Here is a 26322-nt window from a genome sequence, read left to right as displayed (position 1 = left end):
CTAGGCTGAGACCCTGCCCGAGGGGCCAAGCGCTGCCGGCGCCGGAAGGAGTACCGCCGAATGAGCGAGCAGACCGTCAGTGTGCGTTGCGTACCGGCCACCCCCTGCTGGGTCAGCCTGATGGCACACGACCTCAGGATCGCGCGGGCCTTCTACGGACCGCTGCTCGGCTGGACCTTCGAACCGGGTCCCGACCGCTGGGGCCCGTATCTGCGCGCGGTGGTGGACGGTGTGGAGGTCGCCGGGATCGGCGTGGTCGCGGGGGACTGGCAGCCACCGGTCGCCTGGACCACGTTCTTCGGTATCGAGGACGCCGACCAGGCCGCCGCCCGGATCCGCGAGCGCAGCGCCACCGTCGCGGTCGGCCCGCTGGCCTTCGACGCGGGTCGGATCGCCCTGGCCGCCGATCCGACCGGTGCGACCTTCGGCCTCTGGGAGGGGGACCTGGGCTGCGGCACCTGGGTGCGCTCGCCCGGCGCCGCCGTCTGGATCGAGCTGCGTACGGCGGACCCGTTCGCGGCCGCGTTCTTCTACGGCGAGGTCTTCCTCTGGGACGGCCGTGACCCGGCGCACTTCGAGGTGCGGTACGAGCACGAGCGCGTGGTGCTGCGCTCGGAGGGCCACAGCGTCGCCGCACTGCGCATGGCCACCGACGTGGCCCCGCACTGGGAGGTCTTCTTCTCGGTGGTCGACACCGATGCGGCGGTGCACCACGCGGTCACCCTCGGCGGGGCGGTCGTGGATGCGCCCAGTGAATCTCCGTACGGCCGGGTGGCCCGGCTGCGCGACGCCGAAGGCGGCCTCTTCTCGGTGATCGGCCCCGCGTAGTCGCCCGTCGGCGTCCGCCCGCCGGTGTCCGCCGGTGTCGAGCCGTCAGTGCCCGAGGTGGCCGAAGAGCCGGTGCATGGCCTCGGGCAGCTGCTCGGGGCCGGCGGCGGCCGAGCCGGCTGTGCTCAGACCGTGGCGCCCAGCATCCGCAGTACCAGCACGCCGTAGCGGCGGCCCAGTTCCTCCGGGCTCTCGGTGCTGCGCTCGCTGTACCAGCGGGAGACGTCGATGCCGAGCGAGGTGACAGCGCGGGCGGCGGTGCGGACGTCCGGTACGGCGAAGGCACCCGAGGTCACCCCGGCCTCGATGATGCGGCGGACGGTCTCCTCGATCCGGCGGCGCAGCTCGGCGACGACGGCGAAGTCCTCCTCCGGCAGGGCGTGCAGCTCGTGGTTGACGATCCGCCCGACGGTGTGTCCGCGAGCGTGCCAGATGGTGAACTCCTCTACCAGAAGCCGCATTTGGGCCATCGGATCGTCGGAGCTCGCGGCGGCCCGCTCGACCAGGTCCAGGGTCGCCCGGTGGCCCGTACGGCTGATCTCGGAGAGCAGTGCGGCCTTCGAGGGGTAGTGGATGTAGAGGGCGGCCGGGCTCATCCCGGCGGCGGTGGCGATGTCGCGGGTGGTGGTGGCGTGGTAGCCGCGCCGGGCGAAGGAGTCGACGGCGGCCAGCAGCAGCCGCCGGGCGGCCTCGTTGCGCTCGGATCGTCCACCGGGACGCCCGTCGCTGCGCTCGCCGGTGGCGTCCGAAGGCCAGAGATCGGCGGTTGCCTGGTCGGTCATGGCGTCATCCTCGCAGATGGGCCCGGTCGGCTCCGGGGGCCGGGGTGGTTCTGGCACTCTCCCCATGGTTGACAGTGTCGCCCGTCCCCAACATGCTAAGCAAGCGCTTAGTCAGACAGGCATGTGCTGCCGCTGTCGAGAGGATTGGCGATGACTCCTTCGTTCAAGGGCCGGGTGGCCGTGGTCACCGGAGCCAGCCGGGGCATCGGCCTCGGCATCGCACGGGCGCTGGTCGAGCGCGGTGCCAGGGTCTGCATCACCGCCCGCAGCCCCGAGCCGCTCGCCGAAGCCGTCCGCGACCTCGGCGGCCCCGACCATGCGATCGCCGTCGCCGGAAAGACGGACGACGCCGCGCACCGACAGGAGGCGGTCAACCGCACCGTCGAGACCTTCGGACGGCTCGACTACCTGGTCAACAACACCGGTATCAACCCCGTGTACGGCCCGATCCTGGACGTGGACCCGGCCGCCGCAGCCAAGATCCTCGGCGCCAATGTGCTCGCTCCGCTCGCCTGGACCCGGCTCGCCCACGAGGCCTGGATGGGCGAGCACGGCGGCGCGGTTGTCAACGTCGCCTCGATCGCGGGCATCCGCGCCTCCGCCGGGATCGGCATGTACGGCGTCAGCAAGGCCGCCCTGATCCGCCTCACCACCGAACTGGCCGCCGAACTCGGCTCCGGCATCAGGGTGAACGCCGTCGCCCCCGCCATCGTCAAGACCCAGTTCGCCGAGGCGCTGTACGAGGGCCGCGAGGAGAAGGTCGCCCGCGCCTACCCGCTCGGGCGGCTCGGCGTGCCCGAGGACGTCGCCGGAGCCGTCGCCTTCCTGCTCTCCGACGACGCCGGGTGGATCACCGGGCAGACCCTGGTGGTCGACGGCGGTGTGACACTGGGCGGCGGGCTGTGAGCACTCCGCTCGCCGGTCAGGGCGTGGTGGTCACCGGAGCCGGACACGGCATCGGCGCCGCCCTCGCCGAAGCCTTCGCCGCCGAGGGCGCCCGCGTGGTGGTCAACGACCTCGACGCCGAGGCCGCCGAACGGGTCGCCGCCCGGATCGGGGGCATCCCCGCACCGGGCGACGCTGCCGGAGCCGAGGGCGTTGCCGCGCTGATCGCCGCCGCTCGCACGGCACTTGGCCGGATCGACGTCTACTGCGCCAACGCCGGGATCGCCCCGGGCGGCGGCGCCGACGCAGGCCCGAGCGCCTGGGCCGCCGCCTGGGACGTCAATGTGATGGCCCACGTCCGGGCCGCCGAACTGCTGCTCCCGGACTGGCTGGAGCGCGGCGAGGGACGCTTCGTCGCCACCGTCTCCGCCGCCGGGCTGCTCACCATGCTCGGCTCCGCCCCGTACGCCGTCAGCAAGCACGGCGCCCTGGCCTTCGCCGAATGGCTCGCCGCCAGCTACCGACACCGGGGCCTGCGGGTGCACGCCGTCTGCCCGCAGGGCGTACGGACCAGGATGCTCGCCGACTCCGGGCCCGCCGGGCAGGCGCTGCTGGCGGCTGAGGCACTCGAACCGGCGGACGTGGCAGCAGCGTTGCTGCACGGCATCGAGTCGGAGACCTTCCTGATCCTCCCGCACCCGCAGGTGGCCGACTACTACGCGGCCCGCGCCGCCGCGCCGGACCGCTGGCTCGATGCCATGAACCACCTCCAGCAGAACGTCGAGAAGCGCAACGTCGAGAAGCGCAGCGTCGAGAAGCGCAGCGTCGAGAAGCACATCGAGCCGCACCTCGGTGAGAAGGGATGAACCGGATGAGGGCATGGCAGGTCGGCGCGCTCGGTGAGCCGCGCGAGGCGATGACGCTTCACCCGGACGTACCGCAACCCGAGCCGGCGGCCGGTCAGTTGCTGGTCAAGGTACGGGCGGCCGCGGTGAACTTCCCGGACGCGCTGATGTGCCGGGGTCACTACCAGGTGCGCCCGCCGCTGCCGTTCACGCCCGGCGTGGAACTCTGCGGTGAGGTGGTCGGTGGCGAACGCGCCGGGGAGCGGGTGATCGGGACGCCGCTGCTGCCCGCCGGGGCCTTCGCGGAGTATGCGCTGATGGCCGCCGACGGCGCCTTTGCGGCGCCCGCGACGCTGGACGACGCGGAGGCTGCGGCGCTCCACATCGGCTACCAGACCGCGTGGTTCGGCCTGCACCGCCGGGCCGGACTGCGCACGGGCGAGACGCTGCTGGTGCACGCGGCGGCGGGCGGCGTCGGCAGCGCGGCCGTGCAGCTCGGCAAGGCGGCCGGTGCCACCGTGATCGGCGTTGTCGGCGGAAGCGAAAAGGCGCGAAAAGCCCGGGAGCTGGGCGTGGACCTGGTGATCGACCGGCGGGCCGAGGACTTCGTCGCGGTGGTCAGGGAGGTCACCGGTGGGCGCGGTGTGGACGTGGTCTTCGACCCGGTCGGCGGGGACGCCTACACCGGCTCGACCAAGTGCATCGCCTTCGAGGGCCGGATCCTGGTGGTCGGCTTCGCCAGTGGCGGCATCCCGTCCCCGGGGCTCAACCACGCGCTGGTGAAGAACTACTCGATCCTCGGCCTGCACTGGGGCCTCTACAACACCCAGGACCCGCACGCGGTCCGGGTCGCACACGCCGAGCTCACCGAACTCGCCGCCAAGGGCGTGGTACGGCCACTGGTCAGCGAACGGCTCCCCTTCGAACGCGCCGCCGAGGGCGTCCAGCGGGTCGCCGACGGGGACTCCACCGGCCGCATCGCCATCCTCACCTGAGACCGACGACCCGCCCCGTCCGGGCCCGGACCACGTGGCCGGGCCCGGACGCGCACTTCTGCCGCTCTCCGCACGGCTCGCCCGTGCCACCCCAGTGCGCATTCCTCACGGGCGCGGGGAACTGCGCCGGCCACCCCTCGCCACCGTAGAGGGCCGATACCGCAGTTCCCCGCGCCCCGCTGCCGCGTACGTTCAGCCGACCGGGCCCGGGAGATCCACCGCTCCGGCAAGCGCATTGCGGTGGAACCCCGGTGTGCCGAGGGCGAGTTGGTCCGCCTTGGCGCGCTTGAGGTAGAGGTGCGCCGGGTGCTCCCAGGTCATCCCGATGCCGCCGTGGAGCTGGATGCACTCCTCCGCCGCCCGTACCGCCAGCGCCCCGCAGTGCGCCTGGGCGACGGCCACCGCGACGGCCGTGTCCGGACTGCCGGAGGCCAGCGCATCGGCGGCGTACCGGGCCGCAGCCCTGGCCTGGACCGTCTCCAGCCACAGGTCGGCCAGCCGGTGCTTCAGTGCCTGGAACGAGCCAAGGGTCCGCCCGAACTGCCGACGCTCCTTCAGATACGCCACCGTCGTGGCCAGGCACCACTCGGCGATGCCGAGCTGCTCCGAGGCCAGCAGACCGGCCCCGGTCAGCAGTGCGCGATCCAGCACGGCGGCCGCCGTCCCCGGCCCCGCCAACCGCCTTACCACAGGCACGTCCTGGAGAGTCACATCGGCCAGCTGCCGGGTGAGGTCCAGCGAAGTCCGCCGGACGACCGTGAGCCCGGCCGCCTCCACCTCCACCGCGTACAGTCCCGGGCCGTCCCCGCCCACGGCAGGCACCAGCAGCAGCGAAGCCGGCAGCGCATCGGCGACGGAGGTCACCCGTCCGCTCAACGAGCCGTCCCCGCCCACCCGGACACCCGTCGGGAACCCCGTTCCCGGCGCGGTCGAGAACGGGACCGCCAGCACCGCCACCCGGCCGTCCTCCGCCAACGCGGGCAGCAGCTCACCCGCCCCGCACTCCACCAGCACCGTCGTCGCCAGTACCGCGCTGCCGAGGAACGGCACCGGGGCCGCACTACGCCCCAACTCCTCCAGCACCACGGCGGTTTCGCGCAGCGAGGCGCCCGCCCCGCCGAACTCCTCGGGTACCTGCAAGGCGGCGGCTCCCAGCTCCACCGCCAGGCTGCGCCACAGCCCGGGGTCGTACGGCTCACTTCCCTCGCAGCGTGCCAGGACGGCACTCGGCGGACAGTGGTCGGCGAGTAGGCTCCGGACGCTCGACCGGAGTTCCTCCTCGATCTCGGAGTAGAGCAGGTCCGGTGCGCTCATCGTGCGAGCTCCTTCCAGGGCAGGTCCTTGTCGGTGCGCGGCTCGGCGGGCAGGCCGAGCACCCGCTCGGCGATGATGTTGCGCAGGATCTCGCTCGTCCCGCCCTCGATGGAGTTCCCCTTGGCCCGCAGATAGCGGTAGCCGGCCTCGCGACCGGTGAAGTCGACGATCTCGGGCCGGGTCATCGTCCAGTCGTCGTACGACAGGCCCTCCTCGCCGAGGAGTTCGACCTCCAGGCTGCTGAGCTCCTGGGCCAGCCGGGCGAAGGCCAGTTTCATCGCCGCGCCCTCGGGGCCCGGCTGGCCGAGTGTGAGCTGCTGCCGCAGCCGCTCACCGGTCAGCCGGATCACCTCGGCGTCCAACCAGCCCTTCAGCAGCCGCTGGTGGAGTTCATGGCTGCGCAACTCGGGCCGCCTGCGCCAGGTTTCGGCCACCACGCCGATCATGCCTCCCTCGCGCGAAATGGCCTGGCCACCGATGGCGACCCGCTCGTTGTTGAGGGTGGTCTGCGCGACCTGCCAGCCCTCGCCGACACCGCCGAGCCGATGGGCGTCGGGAATCCGGACGCCGGTCAGAAAGACCTCGTTGAACTCGGCCTCACCGGTGATCTGGCGCAGTGGCCTGACCTCCACGCCCGGGTCCGTCATGTCGCAGACGAAGTACGTGATGCCCCGGTGCTTGGGCACATCGGGATCGGTCCTGGCGAGCAGGATCGCCCAGCGGGCGGTGTGCGCGCTGGAGGTCCACACCTTCTGGCCGTTCACCACCCAGTCGTCGCCCTTGCGGACGGCCCGGGTGGCGAGCGCCGCCAGGTCCGAACCGGCGCCCGGCTCGCTGAACAACTGGCACCACACCTCCTCACCGGTCCACAGCGGGCGCAGCAAGCGGGACTTCTGCTCCTCGGTGCCGTAGCGCAGGATGGTCGGCGCGGCCATACCGAGCCCGATCCCGATCCGGCGCGGGTCGTTGTCCGGAGCCCCGGCGGCAGCCAACTCGGCGTCCACCAGGGCTTGCAGGGCACGCGGGGCGCCGAGGCCGCCCAGCCCCGCCGGGAAGTGCACCCAGGCGAGCCCGGCATCGAAACGGGCCCGCAGGAAGTCCGCTCGCCCGGTGGCCGCAGGGTCGTACTCCGCCAGCAGCGCGCCGACGCGCGCTTGGATCAGTGCTCCGATGTCCGGTGTCACGTCAGCTCAGCTCGCTCTCGTCGATGATGCCTTCGCAGGCGTCTGCCGTGCGTTCTTGGAGCCTCGCGCCCCTGGAGAGTGCAACCGACTCCGGTGAGTGCCCACTGGGGGAGCCTCTCCGCCACCCAGTTGCCGGAGGGTCTCGGGGCGCGGGCCTGATGTCGCAGCTACTGGTGGCGCTTGAGCTCGCGGCGGGCGAGCGAGCGCTTGTGCACCTCGTCGGGGCCGTCCGCCAGGCGCAGCGTCCGGTTGCCTGCCCAGAGCCCGGCGAGCGGGGTGTCCTGGCTGACCCCGGCCGCGCCATGGGTCTGTACGGCCTTGTCCAGGATCCACTCGACCGCAGCCGGTACGGCGATCTTGATGGCCTGGATCTCGGTGTGCGCGCCCTTGTTGCCGACGGTGTCCATCAGCCAGGCCGTCTTCAGCACCAACAGCCGGGCCTGCTCGATGCGTACCCGGGACTCGGCGATCCAGTCCTGCACCACACCCTGCGCGGCCAGCGGCCTGCCGAAGGCGACCCGCTCGTTCGCCCGCCGGCACATCAACTCCAGTGCCCGCTCGGCGATTCCGATCGCGCGCATGCAGTGGTGGATCCGCCCGGGGCCGAGCCGGGCCTGGGCGATGGCGAAGCCGGAGCCCGGTTCGCCGATCAGGTTGGCGGCCGGCACCCGGACGTTCTCGAACACGATCTCGGCATGCCCGCCGTGGTCGGAGTCCTGGTACCCGAAGACCGTCATCCCGCGCTTGACCGTGACGCCGGGGGTGTCGCGCGGCACCAGGATCATGCTCTGCTGCCGGTGGGCCTCGGCCGAGGGGTCGGTCTTGCCCATCACGATGAGGATCCGGCACTCGGGGTTCATCGCCCCGGTGATGTACCACTTGCGGCCGTTGACGACGTACTCGTCGCCGTCGCGCTCGATCCGGGTGGTGATGTTGGTGGCGTCCGAGGAGGCCACCTCCGGCTCGGTCATGGCGAAGGCGGAGCGGATCTCGCCCGCGAGCAGCGGTTCCAGCCACTGCTTCCGCTGCGCCTCGTCACCGAACTGAGCGAGCAGCTCCATGTTCCCGGTGTCCGGCGCGGCGCAGTTGAGCGCGGGCGGCGCGAGCAGGATGCTCCGTCCGGTGATCTCGGCCAGCGGTGCGTACTGGAGGTTGGTGAGACCTGCGCCCGACTCGCCCGGGAGGCCGTGCCTGTCCTGGAAGAAGAGGTTCCAGAGCCCGCGAGCCTTCGCCTCCGCCTGGAGCTCGGCGACCACGGGCGGGATGCTCCAGGGTGTGCGGGCCGGGTCGGCGAGCTGGGCGGCCAGTGCCGGTTCGGCGGGGTAGACCAGCGCGTCCATGAAGTCCTGGAGCTGCCCGCGCAGTTCCTCGGTCCTGGCGTCGTACGAGAAGTCCACGGTCACCGCTCCTTCAGCGAGGTGAGGCCGAACTGTACGAAGGCGGGCACCAGTTGGCCCACCCGGTCGAAGCCTGCGCCGACCGTGCGGCCCTGGGTGTACCGGTAGTGGATACCCTCCAGGACGACGGCCAGCTTGAACGAGGCGAAGCCGACGTACCAGCCGAGCGAGGTGACGTCGCGGCCGGAGTCTGCGGCGTAGCGGCCGACCAGTTCGGCGGTGTCGGGGAAGCCCTCGGCGAGGGCTGCGCCGGGCAGGATTCCGTTGTACTGGCGGGCCAGTTCGGTGTACATCACCAGCAGCCCGAGGTCGGTGAGCGGGTCGCCGAGGGTGGACATCTCCCAGTCCAGCACGGCCCTGATCCGGTCGTCCTCGCCGACCAGCACGTTGTCCAGCCGGTAGTCGCCGTGCACCAGTGCGGGCTCGGGGGAGGCGGGCAGGGACTTGGCCAGCTGTTCGTGCAGCTCGTCGACGCCGGTTACCTCGCGGCTCCGCGAGGCATCCAACTGCTTTCCCCAGCGCCTGAGTTGGCGCTCCAGGAACCCCTCGGGGCGGCCGAAGCCGGTCAGTCCGACGGCGTCCGGGTCCACGGCGTGCAGCTCGACCAGGGTGTCCACCAGGTGCAGCCCCAGTGCATGCACCCGCTGCCGCCCGAGTGCGGCGAGTGCCGCCGCGTCCCGGTGAGGGGTGCCGGGGACGTACTCCATCAGATAGAACGGTGCCCCGATCACGGCCTCGTCCTGCACCAGCAGCAGCGGCCGCGGTACCGGCACCCGCGTGGGGTGGAGGGCGGTCAGCACCCGGTGCTCGCGCGCCATGTCGTGGGCGGTGGCCAGTACGTGGCCGAGCGGCGGGCGGCGCAGCACCCACCGGGTGGTGCCGTCCTCCAGCAGGTAGGTGAGGTTGGACCTGCCGCCCTCGAAGAGCCGCGCGCGCAGTGGTCCGCGGACGGCGCCGGGAAGCTCGGCGTCGAGCCGTTCGCGCAACCGCGCGAGATCGAGGCCGGGTGGCGTCTCGGGAGTATCGCTCATCTGGATGCCTCCACCTGGGTGGCTGTGGCTGGGTGGGGATGACCGACCGCGCCGGTCGGGCAGTGCTGACTAAGCGCTTGCTTAGCATCCTCGTGCCGCCGTGGCGCTGTCAACGGATCGAATGGCCTCTGTCCGATTCACCCGAACGAGGGAGTGACAGAAGGTGCACGAATGGTAGCGTTCTGTAACGTTCGTAGCCGTTGCAGTTGCACCTGGGGGGTTTCCATGCCGACCAGTCCCATCGAGGTCGTTCCGCGCGACCCGCGTTACGACGCGCTGCGCCGCGGCTTCAACCAGCGCTGGATCGCCGACCCCGACTACGTCGTGGTGGCCACCACGACCGACGATGTGCTGGCGGCGCTCACCAAGTACCTCGGCACTGCCGGCGACCCGGAGCGTCGCCGGATCACCGTCCGCTCCGGCGGCCACTGCTACGAGAACTTCGTCTCCTCGGAGGACGTCGGCGTCATCATCGACGTGAGTCAGATGAGCCGGGTCTACTTCGACCGGGAGATGGACGCGTACTGCATCGAGGCGGGTGCGACCAACTGGCACAGCACCACCCATCTCTACCGCCCGACCGGGCTCGCCCTGCCCGGCGGCTCCTGCTACTCGGTCGGGCTCGGCGGTCATATCTCGGGCGGCGGCTACGGCCTGCTCTCCCGGATGTTCGGCCTCACGGTGGACTACCTGTACGCGGTCGAGGTGGTCACCGTCGCCGACGGCCGGAATCCGGAGATCACGGTCGCCCGCCGCGACTCGCCCGACCGCTCGCTGCGCGAACTCTGGTGGGCCCACACCGGCGGAGGCGGCGGCAACTTCGGTGTGATCACGCGCTACTGGTTCCGGGACTTGCCCTCGCCGCCGGCCCAGGTGCTGGCCAGGTCGGTCGCCTGGAACTGGAAGGACTTCATCGACCATCCCGATCTCTTCAGGTCGCTGGTCCGCCGCTACGGACAGTTCTTCGAGTACGAGAAGACCGGCGAGGGGCCCGCCTTCATCCGCGACTACGGGTACCGCGACATGTTCACCCTGCTGAAGCTCACGCATATGAGCAACGGCAAGGTCGGACTGGTCATCCAGCTCGACGGCACCAGGTCGGACTCGGTGGACCGCCTGGCCGCCTTCCTGAACTGGATCACCGAGGGGTTCAAGAAGGAGGGCGGGTTCGAGATCGCGGAGACCCCGCTGGACCGGCAGATGGGCGAGCACCCCGCGCAGTCCGCGCTGTTCATCCCGACGCGACTGCCCTGGCTCACCGCCACCCAGAGCCTCAACGACTCGGGCCCCAACCGCTGCGGCAAGTACAAGTCGGCGTACATGACCGAGGGGTTCACCGATCAGCAGATCGAAGCGATCTACCGCAACCTCACGGACACCAACTACAAAAACCCCGATGCCCTGGTCCAGGTCGATTCCTACGGCGGCGCGATCAACGACATCCCCTCCGACGCGACCGCCGTGCCGCAGCGCTCGTCCGTCCTGAAGCTCCAGTACCAGGCGTACTGGACGTGGGGTAGGGACGCCAACGAGGACGGCGTCTACGACTACCAGGACGCCGAGATCGACCCGGAGATCGCCGACTACCACCTGCGCTGGATCCGGAAGTTCTACCAGGACGTCTACCAGCCCACCGGCGGAGTCCCGGTGGTGCCGGGTCCGGAGCTCCCCACGCTGAACACCGACGGCTGCTACATCAACTACCCCGACGTCGACCTCTCGGACTCGACCCTCAACACCTCGGGCCAGCCCTGGCACCAGCTCTACTACAAGGACGGCTACCAGCGCCTGCAACAGGTCAAGCTGGAGTGGGACCCGTCCAACGTCTTCCACCACGCCCAGTCCGTCCGCGTCCCCGGAGCGGAGTAGCACGGCGAGCGGCCGCCCCGGGTGGTCCTCACCCGGGGCGGCCGCAAGCCCGACTCCGGTCGCAGCTGCAACCGAAGTCTCAACGGTCTAACCGCCGTTGACCTTCTTGGCGATCCGATCGCCCAGATCCTTGTCAACATTGCGCCAGTAGTCGAGTGCCCGTGCGAGGACGGGCTCCGAGACGCCCTTCAGCAGATGGCCGCTGATGTTGGACACCAGCCGGTCCCGCGCGGCGTCGTCCAGCACGTCCCGCACCATCGTGCCCGCCTGCCCCCAGTCGTCGTCCTCCCGGTGCAGCGGGTACGACTCGCGGACCATCTTCCCTGCCACGTCCCAGCCGAGCGGTTCTCCCCACAGCTCGGGCCTGGCGGCTGGGCCGCCGTAGGAGTTGGGCGCGTACGGCCGCCCGGTGCGGGCGGGGTCGAAGCGCATCGGCCCGTCCTTGGCGTACGAGTGCACGGGCACGTGCGAGCGGTTCGGCGGCAGCTGGGCGTAGTTGGGGCCGATCCGGTACCGGTGGGTGTCGGGGTAGGAGAAGATCCGGCCGAGCAGCATCTTGTCCGGCGAGATGCCGATGCCGGGCACCAGGTTGGAGGGTTCGAAAGCGGCCTGCTCGATATGGACGAAGTAGTCGTCCGGGTTGCGGTTGAGGGTCATCCGGCCGACCTCGTGCAGCGGGTAGTCGCCGTGCGGCCACACCTTGGTCAGGTCGAAGGGGTTGAACCGGAAGTCCCAGGCCTCGTCGAAGGGCATGATCTGTACATACAGCGTCCAGGACGGGTGGTCGCCGCGCTCGATCGCCTGGTAGAGGTCGCGTCGGTGGCAGTCGCCGTCCCGCCCGGCCATCAGGTCGGCCTCTTCCTGGGTGTAGAAGTCGATGCCCTGGTCGGTCTTGAAGTGGTACTTCACCCAGAAGCGCTCGCCGTCGGCGTTGACCCAGCTGTAGGTGTGCGAGCCGTAGCCGTTCATGTTGCGGTAGGTCTTCGGGATGCCCCGGTCGCCCATCAGCCACGTGACCATATGGGCGGACTCCGGGGAGAGCGTCCAGAAGTCCCACTGCATGTCGTTGTCGCGCAGTCCGGTCTCCGGGCGGCGCTTCTGCGAGCGGATGAAGTCCTGGAACTTGCTGGGGTCCCGGACGAAGAAGATCGGGGTGTTGTTGCCGACCAGGTCGTAGTTTCCCTGTTCGGTGTAGAACTTCAGCGCGAAGCCGCGCGGGTCACGCCAGGTGTCGGGAGAGCCCATCTCGCCCGCGACGGTGGAGAAGCGGGCCAGCATCTCGGTCTTCCTGCCAGGCTGGAAGACCGAAGCCTTGGTGAACCGGCTGACGTCCTGGGTGACTTGGAAGAAGCCGTACGCCCCGGCGCCCTTCGCGTGGACCACCCGTTCGGGGACTCGTTCCCGGTTGAACTGGGCCATCTTCTCGATCAGGTAGTGGTCGTGCAGCAGGATCGGGCCGACCGGTCCTGCGGTCAGCGAATCGGAGTCGCTCTCGACGGGGACACCGGCGTTGTTGGTGGTGACGGGGATGCTTGCATCGGACACGGTGGCGGGGCCTCCTTGCGGTACAGGCGCACCTGCGGGGCCGGTGGCGGCGCCGCTGCGGCCGCTTCCACTTGAGCACCGACCAGCCGCTCCCACAACCGCAGGACAGTCCTGCCGCACGCGGCGGAGCCCGGCCCTCACCCCTGGGGAGAGGGGGTGAGGGCCGGGCTCCGTCCGAGGCAGTCGCCCGTGGCGGGGCGGTCAGTGACCGCCCTCGTCGACCACCTCGACCTCCTCGATGTTCTGCTCGATCAGCTCGGCGGGCAGTGCGACCCGGATCGCCCAGAAGTAGACCGCCACCGAGAAGAGCGCCACCAGGGCCATGTCCCACCACATCGGCAGGTTGCCGGCGCCGTCACCGAAGCCGCCCTGCCACGAGATCAGACCCAGACCGATCAGATAGACCGGGAGCCACTGAGCAGCCCTCCAGTTCAGCTGCGGGGCGTTCGGCAGACCCTTGCGGATCGCGTAGGCCGCGTAGCTGCCGAGCAGCAGGTAGCCGATCAGAATCGCAATGCCGAGGCGGGCCAGGGTGTGCCAGCCGGTCCAGTAGATGATCAGGCTCGCGACCACGAAGGACAGCGGCGAGATGACCCCGCCGAGCGGCAGCCGGTAGGAACGCTCCCGGGCCGGCAGGCGGCGGCGCAGCGCGCCGAAGGCCAGCGGAGCGCCCGCGTACATCAGCACGCTGGCCGAGGTGATGAAGCCGACCAGTTCCTGCCAGCTCGGGAAGGGCAGGAAGCAGATCACGCCGGTGAAGAAGGAGACCGCCAGGCCGAACCACGGGACACCGCGGCCGTTGACCCGCTCGAAGAGCTGCGGCGCGTAGCCGTTCTTGCTCAGGCCGTAGGAGATACGGGAGGTGGAGGTGGTGTAGATCAGGCCGGTGCCACCGGGGGAGACGATGGCGTCGAAGTACAGCACCACGGCCAGCCAGCCGAGGCCCACCACGGTGGCGAGGCCGGCGAAGGGACCGCTGATACCGGCGAAGTCCAGGTTCGCCCAGCCCTTGGCGAAGGAGGAGACCGGCAGGGCGCCGATGAAGACCACCTGGAGCAGGGTGTAGATCAGGGTGCCGATGGCCACGGAGCCGAGCACCGCGCGGGGGATGTCGCGCTTGGGGTTCTTGCTCTCCCCGGCGAGCTGGATCGCCTGCTCGAAGCCGAGCAGGGCGAAGATGATGCCGCTGGTGCTGATCGCGGCGAGCACACCCTTGGGGCCGAACGGGGCGAAGCCGTGGGAGGTGAAGTTGGAGCCGTGGAAGTGGGTCGCCGCGAGCACGAAGATGGTGAACAGCGGGACGAAGATCTTCAGCCAGGTGGCGGTCGAGTTGGTGTGGGCCAGTACTCGGACGCCGAGGAAGTTCACCGCGACGAACACGCCCATCAGGAGCACCGCGACTATGAAGCCGCTGACTGTGAGGGTGCCGTTGTCGTTGAGGAAGCCCTTGGCGAACTCCCAGTGACCGGCGTAGCCGATCATGGCCTCGACCTCGATCGGCGCCACGGTGGCCGCCTGAAGCCAGGAGAACCAGCCGAAGGACATCCCGGCGAGGCCGCCGAAGACGTAGTGGGGGTAGCGGGCGGTGCCACCGGCAACCGGGAACATGCCGCCGAGTTCGGCGTGGACGAAGGCGAGCAGCACGATGGCGACCGCGCCGATGCCCCAGGAGATGACGGCGGCGGGACCCGCCGCAACGACGGCGTTCTTGGCGCCGTACAGCCAGCCGGAGCCGATGATCGACCCGACGGAGGCCCAGAGCAGACCGATCAGACCGACTTCGCGGCGGAGAGAACGGCCGCCGGATCCACTGGATGATCCAGTCGGCGGGGAGGCGGAGTTGGCGACCTCTTGGACATTTGCCATGGGGGAGTTGCCTCTCGGGCGGTGGCAGGGGGTTGAGAGTTGCCCAAGGTTAGGTGCGCGGGATTCCCGGGCAACACCCCATGAATCCGAATAGTTATCTTCCGTTGACGGCGCTCGGCGAATCTCGGAGCCAATTCGGTTGCTGGTTCCGGGAGTTGGGTCTGTGCAGGTCGGGACGGGTGACAGAGATTTGAGGATTACTTGAGAAAGCGCCGCGGGGTGGCATCGAATCGCCCTCGGCCGCATAGGGATGTGGGGGCCCGCCGGTGATTCTCCGGGCTCGGCCGCAAAACTATGCAGCGTTCCACGGCTGCGGCATACCAACTCGGCTTGTTACGCGACAGTATGCGAGTGATCGAGCACGCGAATGTGCGGGTGCCGCGCGGTCGCGCGACACCGGACGTCAGGCGCCGGGTGGCGGCTCCGCCAACTCCGGCGACGGCTCCGTGGGCTCAGCCTCAGCCTCGGTCTCGCGCTCGGCCTCAGCCTCAGCCTCGGTCTCGCGCTCGGCCTCAGCCTCAGCCTCGGGCTCGCGCTCAGCCTCAGCCTCGGGCTCGCGCTCAGCCGCGATCGCGGGCTCGGCTTCGGGCTCGGCCGGCGGCTCGGTGGACGCGGCCGTGGGCTCGATCTCGGTCGGCGGCTCGGCCAACTCGGGCTGCTGCTGGGCTGATTGGGCCGGTGGTTCTGCCGGTTCGGGCTTTGGCGTGGGTTCCGCCGACCAGACCGTTCGGTCGCCGCCGCGCCAGCCGACCAGGTCCGGGTCGTCCAGGTCGGGCTCGTCTACGCCGGCGTGCCGGATGAACTCGGCCACGTCGGCCTCGGCGTACGCCTTGCCGACCAGCTGTCCGTAGATCTCCACGCGGCGGTACGGTCGCGCGCCACGGGTCGGTGGGCGCACGACCACGGGCGGGGTGAAGATGTCCCCCTTCGCAGGCCGGTGCGACTCGTCCATGCTTTCAGTGTCGCTCATTCGACCCCTGCGGCTCGGTGGCATCCGCCGAGGTCCGTGCCCCTGGGCGCTCACGACTCGCGGGTCACCTCGTCGGGGGGCTTGTCGTCGCGGAGGCCGAGGAAACGGGGGTGCCGGAGGCGGCCGTCGTGGGTCCAGCCGGTGAAGGTGACCTGGGCGATCAGGGAGGGCTCGACCCAGTGGGCGGTGCGTTCGGGGACGGGTTCGGCGAAGGGGGAGTCGGGCCGGGCGAGGGCGTCGAGGCTGGCGCGCAGGCGGTGCAGGGTGGCGGTGTCGAAGCCGGTGCCGACCTTGCCCGCGTAGTGCAGGAGGCCGTCGCGGTAGTAGCCGAGCAGTAGCGCGCCGAAGCCGACCCGGCTGCCGGCCGGGGCGGTGAATCCGCCGATCACCAGCTCCTGCGAGGCCGAGCACTTGAGCTTGAGCCAGTCGGGTGAGCGCCGCTGCACATACGGGCTGTCGGCGCGCTTGGCGATCAGGCCCTCCCAGCCCCGGGCGCAGACCTCGGCGAGCGGAGCCGGGCCGTCACCGTTGCGGTGGACGGTGAACCGCAGTGGACCGCCGTAGCGGATAGCCTGTCTGAGCAGCTTCTTGCGCGAGCGCAGCGGCAGACGGGTGGTGTCGTACCCGTCCAGGTGCAGCAGGTCGAAGAGGTAGTACGTGACCTCCACGCCGGTCGCCTGCGCCCGGCGGGCGTCGCGCAGCTGCATCCGCCGCTGGAGCCGTTCGAAGCTGGTCACGCCGTGGTCGAGGGCGACGATCTCGCCGTCCGCCACAAAGCGTTGGACGGGCTGCGCGGCCAGGGCGGCCACCAGTTCCGGGTAGCCGGCCTCCAGCGACTTGCCGTTGCGGCTGACCAGCCGGATCCGGTCGCCATCGCGGAAGGCCAGCGCCCGGATCCCGTCCAGCTTGCGTTCCAGGATCCAGTTGCCGTCGAACTCCCGGCGCGCCCCGGAGGTGGCGAGCATCGGGCTGATCGACTCGGGCAGCGGTCCCGGCCCTGCGGACGGGCGCGCGGATGTGGTCACCCCTCCAGAGTGCGCCCGCCGCGCGCCGCCCCGCCGCCGGACGGGAACCGGGCACTTCCCCCGAGCGCGTACCCGCGGCCGTCCAGCGCTGACCACATGGCTGACCACACGGCCGGGGAGGACTGGCCGATCCACCACACCCGACGGACCATGGACAGCGGCGCCCGAGGGGGTGGAGCGCCTTGTGACATCCGCACGCTGACATCCGCACGCTGACATCCGCGACGGCCGCACGCTGACATCCGGGACGGCCGCACGGCGGGCGATCGCGGGCCCGAGGACGGAGGAGGCCGACCATGGCCAGACCGATCTGGACCGGCACCCTGAGTTTCGGGCTGGTCGCCGTCCCGGTGGGGCTGTACGCGGCCACCGAGGACCACTCGCCGCACTTCCGCCAGCTGGAGCGCGGCACCTCCGACCGGGTGCGCAACCTGCGGGTCAACGAGCGGACCGGCAAGGAGGTCGCGTACGGCGACATCGTCAAGGGGTACGAGGTCGCCGAGGGCGAGTACGTGGTCTTCGAGCCCACGGAGTTGGAGGAACTCTCGCCGGGCCGGTCCCGGTCGGTCGAGATCAGTGGATTCGTCCGGCTGGAGGAGGTGGACCCGATCTTCTTCGACCGGACGTACTACCTCGGTCCGCGCAGCAAGGAGTACGCCAATGTGTACGGGCTGCTGCTGCGGGCGATGGCCGACACCGGGCGGGCGGGGCTGGCGGCCTTCTCGATGCGCGGCAGGCAGTACCTGGCGGTCGTGCGGCCCGAGGCGGACCTGCTGGTCCTGCAGACGATGCACTACCCCGAGGAGGTCCGCGATCCGCACCGCGAGGTGGACAACCTCCCCGGCGAGTTCCAGCCGCGGGAGAAGGAGCTGGCCGCCGCCCGCCAGCTGATCGAGGCGCTGAGCATCGACTGGGAGCCGGCCGCCTACCACGACACCTTCGGCGAGCAGGTCCGCGAGCTGGTCGAGGCCAAGCTCGCCGGCCGGGAGACCGTGGCCGCTGCCCCGGCGCCCGAGTCCACCAATGTGGTGGACCTGATGGACGTCCTCCAGCGCAGCCTGCGACAGGCCGGCAGCGGCGCGGGCGCGGGCGAGGGAGACGGCGAGGAGGAAGCGGAGAAGCAGCGGCCGAAGGCGCGGAGGAAGAAGGCTGCGGAGGCACCCGACCTGTCCGCGCTCAGCAAGGCCGAGCTGTACCGGATGGCGACCGAGCGGGGCATCCAGGGACGCTCCACCATGAACCGCGACGAGCTCCAGCGGGCCCTGGAGGCCGGCGCCCGCCCGGGCCGGCGCCTGCGTGCGGTGTCCTGAGTCGATCGTCCTGAGTATCCGTCAGAAACAGCTGGCGGGCGGCATGTTCCCAGAACGTGCCGCCCGCCGAGCGTGCTCCTGGCGGGTCGGTGGCTGGGCTACCGTGCGCCCAGCCAGACGGTGGTGACGTTGCAGAACTCGCGGATTCCGTGCCCGGCCAGCTCGCGCCCGTAGCCGGAGCGCTTGACACCGCCGAAGGGCAGGGCCGGGTGCGAGGCGGTCATCCCGTTGAAGAAGACCCCGCCGGCCTCGATGTCGCGGACACACCGCTCCTGTTCCGCCGGATCAGTGGTCCAGACGTTGGAGCTCAGGCCGAACGGGGTGTCGTTGGCCAGGGCCACCGCCTCGTCCAGGCTGTTCACCCGGTACAGCGTGGCGACGGGGCCGAACGCCTCCTCCTGGTGGATCCGCATCGCGGGGGTGATCCCGGTGAGCACGGTCGGCGGGTAGTACCAGCCCTGCTCCAGCGGGCCGTCGGGACGCCGGCCGCCGCATTCGGCGACGGCGCCGTGCGCCAGCGCGTCGGCGACCAGCGCGCTCAGGTCGTCCCGTCCCTGCCGGGTGGCGAGCGGGCCGATGTCGGTGTCCGGCTCCATCGGGTCGCCGACCCGAAGGGCTCGCATCGCCTCCGCGAACTCGTTCGCGAACCGGGGGTAGACGTCCGAGTGCACGATGAACCGCTTCGCCGCGATGCAGGACTGCCCGTTGTTCTGCGTCCTGGCCTTCACGGCCGTCCGGACGGCGGCGCCCAGATCCGCGCTCGGCAGCACCACGAACGGGTCGCTGCCGCCCAGTTCCAGTACCGTCTTCTTCAGTTCGTCGCCCGCCACCGCCGCGACCGAGCGGCCGGCCGGTTCGCTGCCGGTGAGGGTCACCGCCGCCACCCGTCGGTCGCGGATCACCGCCTCCACCGCGTCGGAACCGATCAGCAGCGTCTGGAAGCAGCCCTCGGGCACCCCGGCCCGGCGGAACACGTCCTCCAGGGCGAGCGCCGTCCTGGGAACGTTCGAGGCGTGCTTGAGCAGGCCGACATTGCCCGCCATCAGCGCGGGCGCCGCGAACCGCACCACCTGCCAGAGCGGGAAGTTCCACGGCATGACGGCGAGTACCACCCCGAGCGGCCGGTAGCGCACGTACGCCGCTGCGGCGCCCGAGTCCGCGACGTCCTCCTCGCCCGGGAGTTCGTCGGCGATCAGTGCCGCGCCGTGGTCGGCGTACCAGCGCAGGGCCCGCGCGCACTTGGCCGTCTCGGCGGCGGCCTGGGCCAGCGGCTTGCCCATCTCGGTGGTCATCGTCCGGGCCAGCCGGTCGCGGTCGTCGTCCAGCAGATCGGCGGCTCGGTGCAGCAGTTCGGCGCGGTACTCGAAGCCGGTGGTGCGGTACTCGCGGAAGGCTGCCTCCGCCCTGGCGAGCCGTAGCTCCAGGGCGTCGCGGTCGAGTGCTTCGAAGGTCTCCAGGGTCTCCCCGGTCGCGGGGTTGACGGTTGCGATGGGCATAGGGCCTCACTCCGGGGTCCGCCCGGCTGTCGGGCTCGTTCTCACCCAGCGGGTCTCGGCTGGTGTGTTCTCACTCAGGGTGCGCCTCGGCGCGGGCGGCCGCCTCGCGGGCGCGGGCGCCGTTCCTGGTCCGCCCGGCCGTCACATGGCGGAGCGGGACACGCCGCAGGTACTCGTCCTCCAACTGGCCGGTGCGCAGGGTGTGGCGGTGCAGCGCCTCCTCGGAGCCGTACAGGAAGGTCTCGTGCCGGGTCCGGTGCAGCTGGGCGAGTTCGCGCAGCAGTACGTCGGTCTCCAGGGCGGGCGGCGGGATGCCCTCGGACCGGTTCACCGTGGTGTCGGGGTCTCGCATGGCCGTTCCTCCTTGGCCCCCTCGAATGGACCCCCCACAACTGCGTCCCCGGTGTACCGGTGCCCCCGTGCGGGCTGCGGAAACCGGGTTTCCCCGGGTGCCGCACCGGGCAATTCCCGCCACATGGACCCCGTTCGGGCGCTTGAGCGGATCGCCTTTCTGCTGGAGCGCGAGCAGTCCTCGACCTACCGGGTGCAGGCCTTCAGGCGTGCCGCAGAGGCGGTGCGCGCCCGGCTCGCGGCCGATCCCGATGTCTCCACTCTGGCTGCTTCGGCGGCCGGGCTCAAGAGCGTCGGGCCGACCACCGCAAAGGTGATCGCCGAGGCCGCCGCCGGACGCACCCCCGCCTACCTCGCCGACCTGGAGAAGCGGGCCACGGTGCCGCTCGCCACCGGCGGGGAGGAGCTGTGCGCGGCGCTGCGCGGCGACTGCCACCTGCACTCCGACTGGTCGGACGGTGGCAGCCCGATCGAGACCATGGCCCGTACCGCCCGCGACCTCGGCCACGCCTGGGCCGTCCTCACCGACCACTCGCCGCGCCTGACCGTGGCCCGCGGCCTGAGCCCCGAGCGGCTGCGGCAGCAGCTCGACGTGGTCGCCGAGCTGAACGAGCGCCTCGCTCCGTTCCGGCTGCTCACCGGGATCGAGTGCGACATCCTGGAGGACGGCGGCCTCGACCAGGAGGACGAACTGCTGGAGCGCCTCGACGTGGTGGTCGCCTCGGTGCACTCCAGACTGCGGATGGAGCCGATGCTGATGACCCGTCGGCTGCTTGCCGCCGTCCGCAACCCGCACAGCGACATCCTCGGCCACTGCACCGGCCGCCTGGTCGGCGACAATCCCGACAACCCCGAAAGCTCCGGGCGGACCCGCCCCGAGTCCCGCTTCGACGCCGAGAAGGTCTTCGCCGCCTGCGCCGAATCCGGAACCGCCGTAGAGGTCAACTGCCGCCCCGAGCGCCGGGATCCGCCCGGTCGGCTGATCCGGCTCGCCGCCGATGCGGGCTGCCTGTTCGCCATCGACACCGACGCCCACGCACCCGGCCAGCTCGACTGGCAACCCTACGGCTGCGCCCGGGCCGCCGCAGCCGGGATCGGGCCCGAGCGGATCGTCACCACCTTCACGGTCCGTCAGCTGCTCACCTGGGCCGGCACCCGTCGCACCCCCCGGCCCCGGCGGTGACCCGGTGGCCGACGCCCCGGACCCCACCGCCACCGTCACCGAGATCGAGGGACGGCGGCTGCGCCTCACCCACCTCGACCGCGTCTACTACCCCGAGACCGGCTGGACCAAGGCCGCCGCCCTCCGGTACTACCTGCAGATCGCCCCCCTGCTCCTGCCGCACCTCACGGGTCGGCCCGCCTCCTTCCTGCGCTTCCCCGAAGGCGTGGCCGGAGAGCGGTTCTGGGCCAAACGGGTGCCGCCCGGCGCCCCCGACTGGCTCACCACCCTCGACGTCGACCACCGCGAGGAGACCCTGCGCCATGTCGTCGTCGCCGACCTGCCCACCCTGCTCTGGGCCACCAACCTCGGCGCACTGGAGATCCACGTCCCGCAGTGGCAGCACAACCCGGCCGAGCACGACCGGCTGGTCATCGACCTGGACCCGGGGCCCGGCACGACCGTCGTCGACTGCTGCGCCGTCGCCCTGCTCGCCCGCCGCGAACTCGCCGCCGACGGCCTCGCCGCCTGGCCCAAGACCTCCGGAGCCAAGGGCCTGCACCTGCTGGTACCGCTGCGCCCGGTGCCCGAGCGCGCCGCCGCCGACTACGCCCGCCGCCTCGCCGCCCGACTGCGCGCCGCCCGCCCCGGCCTGGTCGTGGACCGGATGGACAAGTCGCTGCGCGCCGGCCGCGTCTTCGTCGACTGGTCCCAGAACGCCAGCGCCAAGACCACCGCGGCACCGTACTCGCTGCGCGCCGGCCCGCGCCCCGCCGTCTCCGCCCCCCTCACCTGGACCGCTGTCCGCACCTGCCGGAACCCCGAGGACCTCCTGCTCACCCCCGAACAGGTCCTCGCCCGCCCCCGCGACCCGATGTCCGGCCTCGCCGATCCGCGGAACGCAGGCGAACTGCCAGTCTGACCAGCCCTGTTGGCGGATTCGACGATGAGCCTGCGGCGGCGGCCGGAAGTCGGCAGAATCATCGTCGTGGCTTCGTACCTCGAGTTCGCCTTCGCTGACGGAGCGTCAGTCATGCTGCGCGCCTTACCCGCTACCGAGAAGGAGCTGGAGGAGCTGCAGGCCCCCGTGCCCGCCCCGCCGACGGGCGTTCTGCCTCCCGGGCCGGCCGGCGGGATGCCCGTCGGCCGGCACTCCGGCGACGGCCGGGTCGGTGCGGCCAAGGTTCTGTCGCCAGCTCGTCCGCGAGTACAGCGCCGCCTGCGGACCGGGTGACCGCCGGACCCTGGACGCCTGGGAGGCCGCGGCCCGGTGGACCGACCCGGGACACGACCTCCGCTGAGCACAGCAGGCGTCAGATCAGGGTGCGCCAGTAGTACCAGAAGCGGTCCAGGATCAGCAGGGCGATCACCGCGTACCAGAGCACCGGGACGGCCCAGTGGTAGCGGGCCAGTTCGCGGACGGCCGGGCGCAGCGGGCGGGGGACGGGGATCACTCCGCTGCGCAGGTTGTGCAGGGTGGTGTACCAGAACAGCGGGATCATCGCCGACCAGACCACGATGCAGTACGGGCACAGCGCGCCGATCGAGTACAGCGTCTGGGTCATCAGCCAGGTGACGAAGCCGGTGCCGAAGACCACACCGACCTGAAGGCCGAGCCAGAACCACCGCCGGTACGCCGCCCCGGCCAGCAGCCCGGCGCCGACGGCGATCACGACACCGAAGCAGACCAGGCCGATCAGCGAGTTGGGGAAGCCGAAGACGGCGGCCTGGGAGCTGCGCATGACCGAGCCGCAGCTGATGATCGGATTGATGTTGCAGCTGGGGACGTACGAGGGGTTCTGGAGCAGCCGGAGCTTGTCCAGGGTCAGTTCGACGGAGGCGGCCAGGCCGACCGCGCCGGTGACCAGCAGCAGCCAGGCGAGGCGCCGGCTGCCGCCGACGGTGTCGCTACGGGGCATCGGATCACCCTGCCGAGACGGTCTGCTGGACCAGGGCCTGGTACTGGTCGGCGGTGACGGGGGTGCCGTTGCCGTCGAAGACGTTGAGCTGCTTGCCGTCGAGGACCAGGGTGGGCGTGCCGCTGACGCCGCTGGCGTCGAAGGACTTGGAGACCTTGGCGGCCCAGGGGGCGTAGGTGCCGTCCTGGACGGCCTTGACGAAGGCGTCCGTCTTCAGGCCCGGCACCTTCCCGGCGAGGTCGAGCAGGTGGTTGACGTCGCCGAAGCCGTCCGTCTGCTCGTTCGGCTGGTTCGCGTAGAGGACGTCGTGGAACTGCTTGAACTTGTCCACGCCCTCGTTGAGCGCCGCCCCGGCGGCCGCCAGCGCCGTCCGGGAGCCCTTGCCGCCCAGGTTGGCGTCCAGGAAGGTGGCGATGTGGTACTCGATCTTGTACGTGCCGTTGTCGGCGAGCTGCTGGATCGTCTTGCCGTCGGTGGTCTCCAGCCGCTCGCAGATGGGGCAGCGGAAGTCCTCGTAGATCTTCAGGGTGTGCGGGGCGTCGGCCTTGCCATAGGTGATGACGGTGCCGTCCTGGCCGGTGGTGTTGGCAGGGACGACCAGTGGTCCTGAGGCGGCGGCGCTGCTGTCGCCGTTGTCGCTCACCGCGATCGCCACACCGGCCGCCAGCGCGACGACGGCGACGCAGGACACGCCCAGGACGATCCGGCGGCGGACCTTGGCGGCCTTCTCCTCGCGCAGCCGGGCGTCCTTCAGACGCTCGGTGGCGGACTTGTTCTGCTTCTTCTGCTGGTTGCTCATGATGGTGTGGGACTCCTGTGCTCACGCGGTCCGGATTCGGCGGGGCGCGCCCCGGCACGGGTGGGCCGGGTGCGGCGGGCCTGCGTGAGGTACGGGACGGTGCTCAGCAGGCCGGGGCGAGGACCGGTGGGCCGCGCCGTACGGCGGGGCGCAGCAGCACCGGGTCGGCCGGGATCCGGTCACGGCTGGACCGCGGGATCACCAGCCGGAGCACCGGCCGGGCCGGGAGCGGCGCGAGCGGGCGCAGTACGCGCCAGGCGCCGGCGAGCAGTTCGCCCAGGGAGCGGGTCACGGTGGCCTGGCCTCGCAGGGCCAGTTCGCTCTGCCGCAGCCACCAGGAGGCGAGTACGGCGAGCAGCACATGCCCGAGCAGGACGGACAGGCCGCCGACTGACGTCATCGCAGCGCCCGGGTCGGTGAGGAAGCCTCCGACGGAGCCGCCGCCGCAGATCAGCGATTCGAGGCTGGGACGGGCGCCGTGCAGCGCGGCGTCGCTGCCCGTACAGGTGGCCTGGCCGAGGTCGAACAGGGCGTTGACCGCCAGCTCGGTGGGGAGGAAGACGGCCAGGATCCGGCCGAAGCCCCGCTCGGCGCCGGCGCAGGCGAAGGCGACCAGGAAGGCCGCCACGGCCGCGACGGCGAGAACGGTGACCGGCAGTGGACGCCCGGTCAGCACCACCTGGCTCAGCGCAGCCAGCAGGACGACCAGGGCGGCGAAGACCGCGGCCCGGATCGTCCTGGACGTCTGGCTGGTATGCATAGCTCCCGAGTCTGCCACAGGGTCTGGACCCGCCCCGACGGGTTGTGAGTGACCTCACCAGGGTGCCCGGAGCGGCGTCGGACGGGGATAAGCGCGGGGATTCGCGAGGATTTCAGGGGCGCGGGGCTCTGCCTGACCGGCGTGCGGCCATTGGCCGGCGTCCGGTTTCCCGCGCTGCCCACGGCAGCTACCGCAGGGGCGGCAGCAGCGATCGGGTATGGCTGCCGACCCGGTCGAGGGCGTCGATCATGGTGGCGAGCTCGCCCGGCGGCAGTGCCGCGTACAGCTGGCGGTCGGCCTCGCGGACGTGTGCTCGCGCGGCCCGGACGAGTGCGGCCTCGCCCTGCTCGGTCATCGAGACCAGCTGGACCCGCCGGTCGTTCGGCGACGGGCGGCGTTCGACCAGCTCGGATCTGACCATCCGGTCGACCAGCCGGGTCGCGCCGCCACTGGTGAGCACGAGCCGGCCGGAGAGCTCGCTCATCGGGGCGCCGTCGGGCCGCTCGGCCAGGATCAGCAGGATCTCGAATATCGAGTGGCTGATCCCGGCCTCGCGCTGGATCGCGGTGCCGAGCTGGTGCTCCAGCAGCGCGGAGGCGTTCAGCAGCACACCGACCGCCCTGATCCGGGGGTCGGCGGCGGCCTGTGCCCCGCTGCTGATCTCCTGCTCCGCCACCGCGAGCCCTCCCTGGTCGATCGAACTGATGCCCGGCCCATCGTCCCGGGCGGTGCCGCCGCCCGTCCAACCGGCGGCTGCGCGGCAGTGCTCAGGGCTGCATCGCGGCCAGTACCTTCGCGGTGTCGACGAACTGCTCGAAGCGGACGATCAGCCCGCCCCGGACCACGAAGTGGTGGGCGACCCGGACGGCCAGCGCCTTGCCGGTGGCCCGGTTGACGGCGGAGTAGCGGGCGAGGACGACGACGTTCTCGCCGTCCACCACATAGGTGTCGTCGTGGGCGGTCCAGCCGTCCCGGTCCTGGGCGAGGCGCTCCATCACGTGGGCGGTGACCCCGGCCGGGGTGCGGTAGGTGCCGGCCAGGGGGAAACCGGCCATCTCGGTCCACTCGACGTCGTCGGCGAGAGTGGCCCGCAGGGCGTCGAGGTCGCCGTCGGCCGAGGCCAGGTACTGGCGGCGGACGACGTCGGCGGGGGCGGTCGAGGTCGGGAAGTCGGTCATGGTCAGCCCCACGCCACCTCGCCCTTGGCGACCTTCGGGCCGATCTGGGCCGCGATCAGCATGCCCGCGTCCGGGTAGCGCTGCACCAGCTCCTCGGTGGCGGTCGCGCCGTCGGCGGCGGCGGAGAGGATGGTCTCGAAGGTCAGCAGGTAGTCGCGGGTCCAGGCGATCGCGCTGGGGTCGGCGGGGGTGCCGGGCAGCCGGTGGCCGGGGACGACCAGGCGCGGGTCCAGCCCCTCCATCTCGTTCAGCAGCTCGATCCAGACGGCGCGCTGCTCGTCGCGGGGCGTGTCCGCGGTCCAGACGTGCTCGCGCTGGAAGACCAGGACGCCGCCGAGGACGGCACGGTGCTCCGCCTGCCAGAGGTAGTGGCGGTCGGGGAGCGTGGGGTGTCCGCCCATCAGCTGGAAGCGGTGGCCCTCAAGGTGGAGGTCGCCGGTCAGCGGCTCAAGCTCGACCAGCCTGGTCGGACGGTTGGCGCCGACCGCCTCCCAAGCGCGGAGCTTGCCCTCGAACGCGGCGCGGATGTGCCTGATCACCGGCACGGTGGCCAGCAGCTGGGCCTTGGGAAAGGCGTCGGCGAGGACCTCGGCGCCCCAGTAGTAGTCGGGGTCGGCGTGGCTGACGAAGATCCTGGTCAGCTCCTTGCCGGAGTCCAGGACCTCTGCCACCAGGCGGTGGCCGTCGGCCCGGGTGAAGCCGGTGTCCACCAGCAGCGCCTCGCGCTCGCCGGTGACGAGGGTGGCGGTCTTGTTCTTGCTGCCGACCGGGAAGTCCAGGTCGATGACCTTGAAGTCGAGGGTGCTCATCG

Annotated in this window: 25 protein-coding genes; 8 read left to right on the top strand and 17 right to left on the bottom strand. The window is 71.2% G+C overall.

Annotated features, from left to right (window positions below):
- The first annotated feature begins 60 nt into the window (after positions 1-60).
- Positions 61-828 carry a VOC family protein gene (locus tag P3T39_RS03560; protein ID WP_280695808.1) on the top strand — a complete coding sequence of 256 codons (768 nt, stop codon included), beginning with the start codon at positions 61-63 and terminating at the stop codon, positions 826-828.
- Positions 829-953: 125 nt separating this feature from the next.
- Here P3T39_RS03560 and P3T39_RS03555 read toward each other — a convergent pair whose 3' ends face one another.
- Positions 954-1610, bottom strand: a complete 657-nt coding sequence (locus P3T39_RS03555; protein ID WP_280695807.1) for a TetR/AcrR family transcriptional regulator — start codon at positions 1608-1610, stop codon at positions 954-956.
- 150 nt (positions 1611-1760) lie between these two features.
- Here P3T39_RS03555 and P3T39_RS03550 point away from each other — a divergent pair, with 150 nt between their 5' ends.
- The 3 genes from P3T39_RS03550 to P3T39_RS03540 are packed head-to-tail and all read left to right on the top strand — an operon-like array spanning position 1761 to position 4335.
- The gene (locus P3T39_RS03550) at positions 1761-2516 is read left to right on the top strand and encodes an SDR family oxidoreductase (protein WP_280695806.1); all 756 of its coding nucleotides are present in this window, start codon (positions 1761-1763) and stop codon (positions 2514-2516) included.
- The gene (locus tag P3T39_RS03545; protein WP_280695805.1) at positions 2513-3361 is read left to right on the top strand and encodes an SDR family oxidoreductase; all 849 of its coding nucleotides are present in this window, start codon (positions 2513-2515) and stop codon (positions 3359-3361) included. Before P3T39_RS03550 ends, P3T39_RS03545 begins: the two co-directional genes overlap by 4 nt.
- 5 nt (positions 3362-3366) lie before the next feature.
- Positions 3367-4335 carry an NADPH:quinone oxidoreductase family protein gene (locus tag P3T39_RS03540; RefSeq protein ID WP_280695804.1) on the top strand — a complete coding sequence of 323 codons (969 nt, stop codon included), beginning with the start codon at positions 3367-3369 and terminating at the stop codon, positions 4333-4335.
- 192 nt (positions 4336-4527) lie between these two features.
- Here P3T39_RS03540 and P3T39_RS03535 read toward each other — a convergent pair whose 3' ends face one another.
- The 4 genes from P3T39_RS03535 to P3T39_RS03520 all read right to left on the bottom strand — a co-directional run bounded on the left by P3T39_RS03535 (position 4528) and on the right by P3T39_RS03520 (position 9261).
- Entirely contained in the window at positions 4528-5649 is a 1122-nt protein-coding gene (locus tag P3T39_RS03535; protein ID WP_280695802.1) for an acyl-CoA dehydrogenase family protein, read from the bottom strand.
- Positions 5646-6833, bottom strand: a complete 1188-nt coding sequence (locus P3T39_RS03530) for an acyl-CoA dehydrogenase family protein (protein WP_280695801.1) — start codon at positions 6831-6833, stop codon at positions 5646-5648. The genes P3T39_RS03535 and P3T39_RS03530 overlap by 4 nt, the downstream gene beginning before the upstream one ends.
- Positions 6834-7000: 167 nt before the next feature.
- Positions 7001-8230: an acyl-CoA dehydrogenase family protein gene (locus tag P3T39_RS03525; RefSeq protein ID WP_280696084.1), complete on the bottom strand. Its 1230-nt coding sequence runs from the start codon at positions 8228-8230 to the stop codon at positions 7001-7003.
- 2 nt (positions 8231-8232) lie between these two features.
- On the bottom strand, positions 8233-9261 hold the full coding sequence (locus tag P3T39_RS03520) for a phosphotransferase family protein (RefSeq protein ID WP_280695800.1): 1029 nt from the start codon (positions 9259-9261) through the stop codon (positions 8233-8235).
- A gap of 225 nt (positions 9262-9486) precedes the next feature.
- Between P3T39_RS03520 and P3T39_RS03515 the strand changes: the two genes are divergently transcribed.
- Positions 9487-11130 (top strand): FAD-binding protein, encoded by a 1644-nt coding sequence (locus P3T39_RS03515; RefSeq protein WP_280695799.1) that lies wholly within the window; start codon positions 9487-9489, stop codon positions 11128-11130.
- A gap of 87 nt (positions 11131-11217) precedes the next feature.
- On the opposite strand, the gene P3T39_RS03510 is transcribed toward P3T39_RS03515, so the two are convergent.
- From P3T39_RS03510 to ligD (P3T39_RS03495), 4 genes are all read right to left on the bottom strand, one after another.
- A complete protein-coding gene (locus tag P3T39_RS03510; protein ID WP_280695798.1) occupies positions 11218-12675 on the bottom strand; it encodes a catalase in 1458 nt (485 codons plus the stop codon).
- 201 nt (positions 12676-12876) lie between these two features.
- Positions 12877-14541: an APC family permease gene (locus P3T39_RS03505; RefSeq protein WP_280695797.1), complete on the bottom strand. Its 1665-nt coding sequence runs from the start codon at positions 14539-14541 to the stop codon at positions 12877-12879.
- 403 nt (positions 14542-14944) lie between these two features.
- On the bottom strand, positions 14945-15511 hold the full coding sequence (locus P3T39_RS03500; RefSeq protein ID WP_280695796.1) for a hypothetical protein: 567 nt from the start codon (positions 15509-15511) through the stop codon (positions 14945-14947).
- A 50-nt stretch (positions 15512-15561) separates the two neighbouring features.
- Complete coding sequence (gene ligD / locus P3T39_RS03495) at positions 15562-16476, bottom strand: non-homologous end-joining DNA ligase (protein WP_280696083.1); 915 nt, start codon at positions 16474-16476, stop codon at positions 15562-15564.
- Between the two features lie 356 nt (positions 16477-16832).
- Here ligD (P3T39_RS03495) and P3T39_RS03490 point away from each other — a divergent pair, with 356 nt between their 5' ends.
- The gene (locus P3T39_RS03490; RefSeq protein WP_280695795.1) at positions 16833-17846 is read left to right on the top strand and encodes a Ku protein; all 1014 of its coding nucleotides are present in this window, start codon (positions 16833-16835) and stop codon (positions 17844-17846) included.
- Between the two features lie 98 nt (positions 17847-17944).
- Here the strand turns inward: P3T39_RS03490 and P3T39_RS03485 are convergent, their stop codons facing one another.
- Positions 17945-19342: an NADP-dependent succinic semialdehyde dehydrogenase gene (locus P3T39_RS03485; RefSeq protein WP_280695794.1), complete on the bottom strand. Its 1398-nt coding sequence runs from the start codon at positions 19340-19342 to the stop codon at positions 17945-17947.
- A 70-nt stretch (positions 19343-19412) separates the two neighbouring features.
- Positions 19413-19694, bottom strand: a complete 282-nt coding sequence (locus P3T39_RS03480) for a DUF6158 family protein (protein WP_280695793.1) — start codon at positions 19692-19694, stop codon at positions 19413-19415.
- Between the two features lie 123 nt (positions 19695-19817).
- Between P3T39_RS03480 and P3T39_RS03475 the strand changes: the two genes are divergently transcribed.
- Both P3T39_RS03475 and ligD (P3T39_RS03470) read left to right on the top strand, forming a co-directional pair.
- The gene (locus P3T39_RS03475; RefSeq protein WP_280695792.1) at positions 19818-20876 is read left to right on the top strand and encodes a PHP domain-containing protein; all 1059 of its coding nucleotides are present in this window, start codon (positions 19818-19820) and stop codon (positions 20874-20876) included.
- A gap of 4 nt (positions 20877-20880) precedes the next feature.
- Positions 20881-21777, top strand: a complete 897-nt coding sequence (gene ligD / locus P3T39_RS03470; RefSeq protein ID WP_280695791.1) for a non-homologous end-joining DNA ligase — start codon at positions 20881-20883, stop codon at positions 21775-21777.
- 391 nt (positions 21778-22168) lie between these two features.
- Here the strand turns inward: ligD (P3T39_RS03470) and P3T39_RS03465 are convergent, their stop codons facing one another.
- The 6 genes from P3T39_RS03465 to P3T39_RS03440 form a co-directional block, all read right to left on the bottom strand.
- A complete protein-coding gene (locus tag P3T39_RS03465; protein WP_280695790.1) occupies positions 22169-22774 on the bottom strand; it encodes a vitamin K epoxide reductase family protein in 606 nt (201 codons plus the stop codon).
- A 4-nt stretch (positions 22775-22778) separates the two neighbouring features.
- Positions 22779-23573, bottom strand: a complete 795-nt coding sequence (locus P3T39_RS03460; RefSeq protein ID WP_280695789.1) for a thioredoxin domain-containing protein — start codon at positions 23571-23573, stop codon at positions 22779-22781.
- Between the two features lie 103 nt (positions 23574-23676).
- Complete coding sequence (locus P3T39_RS03455) at positions 23677-24333, bottom strand: hypothetical protein (protein ID WP_280695788.1); 657 nt, start codon at positions 24331-24333, stop codon at positions 23677-23679.
- Positions 24334-24520: 187 nt separating this feature from the next.
- The gene (locus P3T39_RS03450) at positions 24521-25009 is read right to left on the bottom strand and encodes a MarR family transcriptional regulator (protein WP_280695786.1); all 489 of its coding nucleotides are present in this window, start codon (positions 25007-25009) and stop codon (positions 24521-24523) included.
- Positions 25010-25100: 91 nt separating this feature from the next.
- Positions 25101-25511, bottom strand: a complete 411-nt coding sequence (locus tag P3T39_RS03445; protein ID WP_280695785.1) for a nuclear transport factor 2 family protein — start codon at positions 25509-25511, stop codon at positions 25101-25103.
- A gap of 2 nt (positions 25512-25513) precedes the next feature.
- The gene (locus tag P3T39_RS03440; protein WP_280695784.1) at positions 25514-26320 is read right to left on the bottom strand and encodes an MBL fold metallo-hydrolase; all 807 of its coding nucleotides are present in this window, start codon (positions 26318-26320) and stop codon (positions 25514-25516) included.
- Positions 26321-26322: the final 2 nt, after the last annotated feature.

It is taken from the genome of Kitasatospora sp. GP82, from assembly GCF_029892105.1.
GTDB lineage: Bacteria > Actinomycetota > Actinomycetes > Streptomycetales > Streptomycetaceae > Kitasatospora.
The sequence above is the reverse complement of the archived record's forward strand: the minus strand, read 5'-3'. Positions and strand labels throughout refer to the sequence as shown.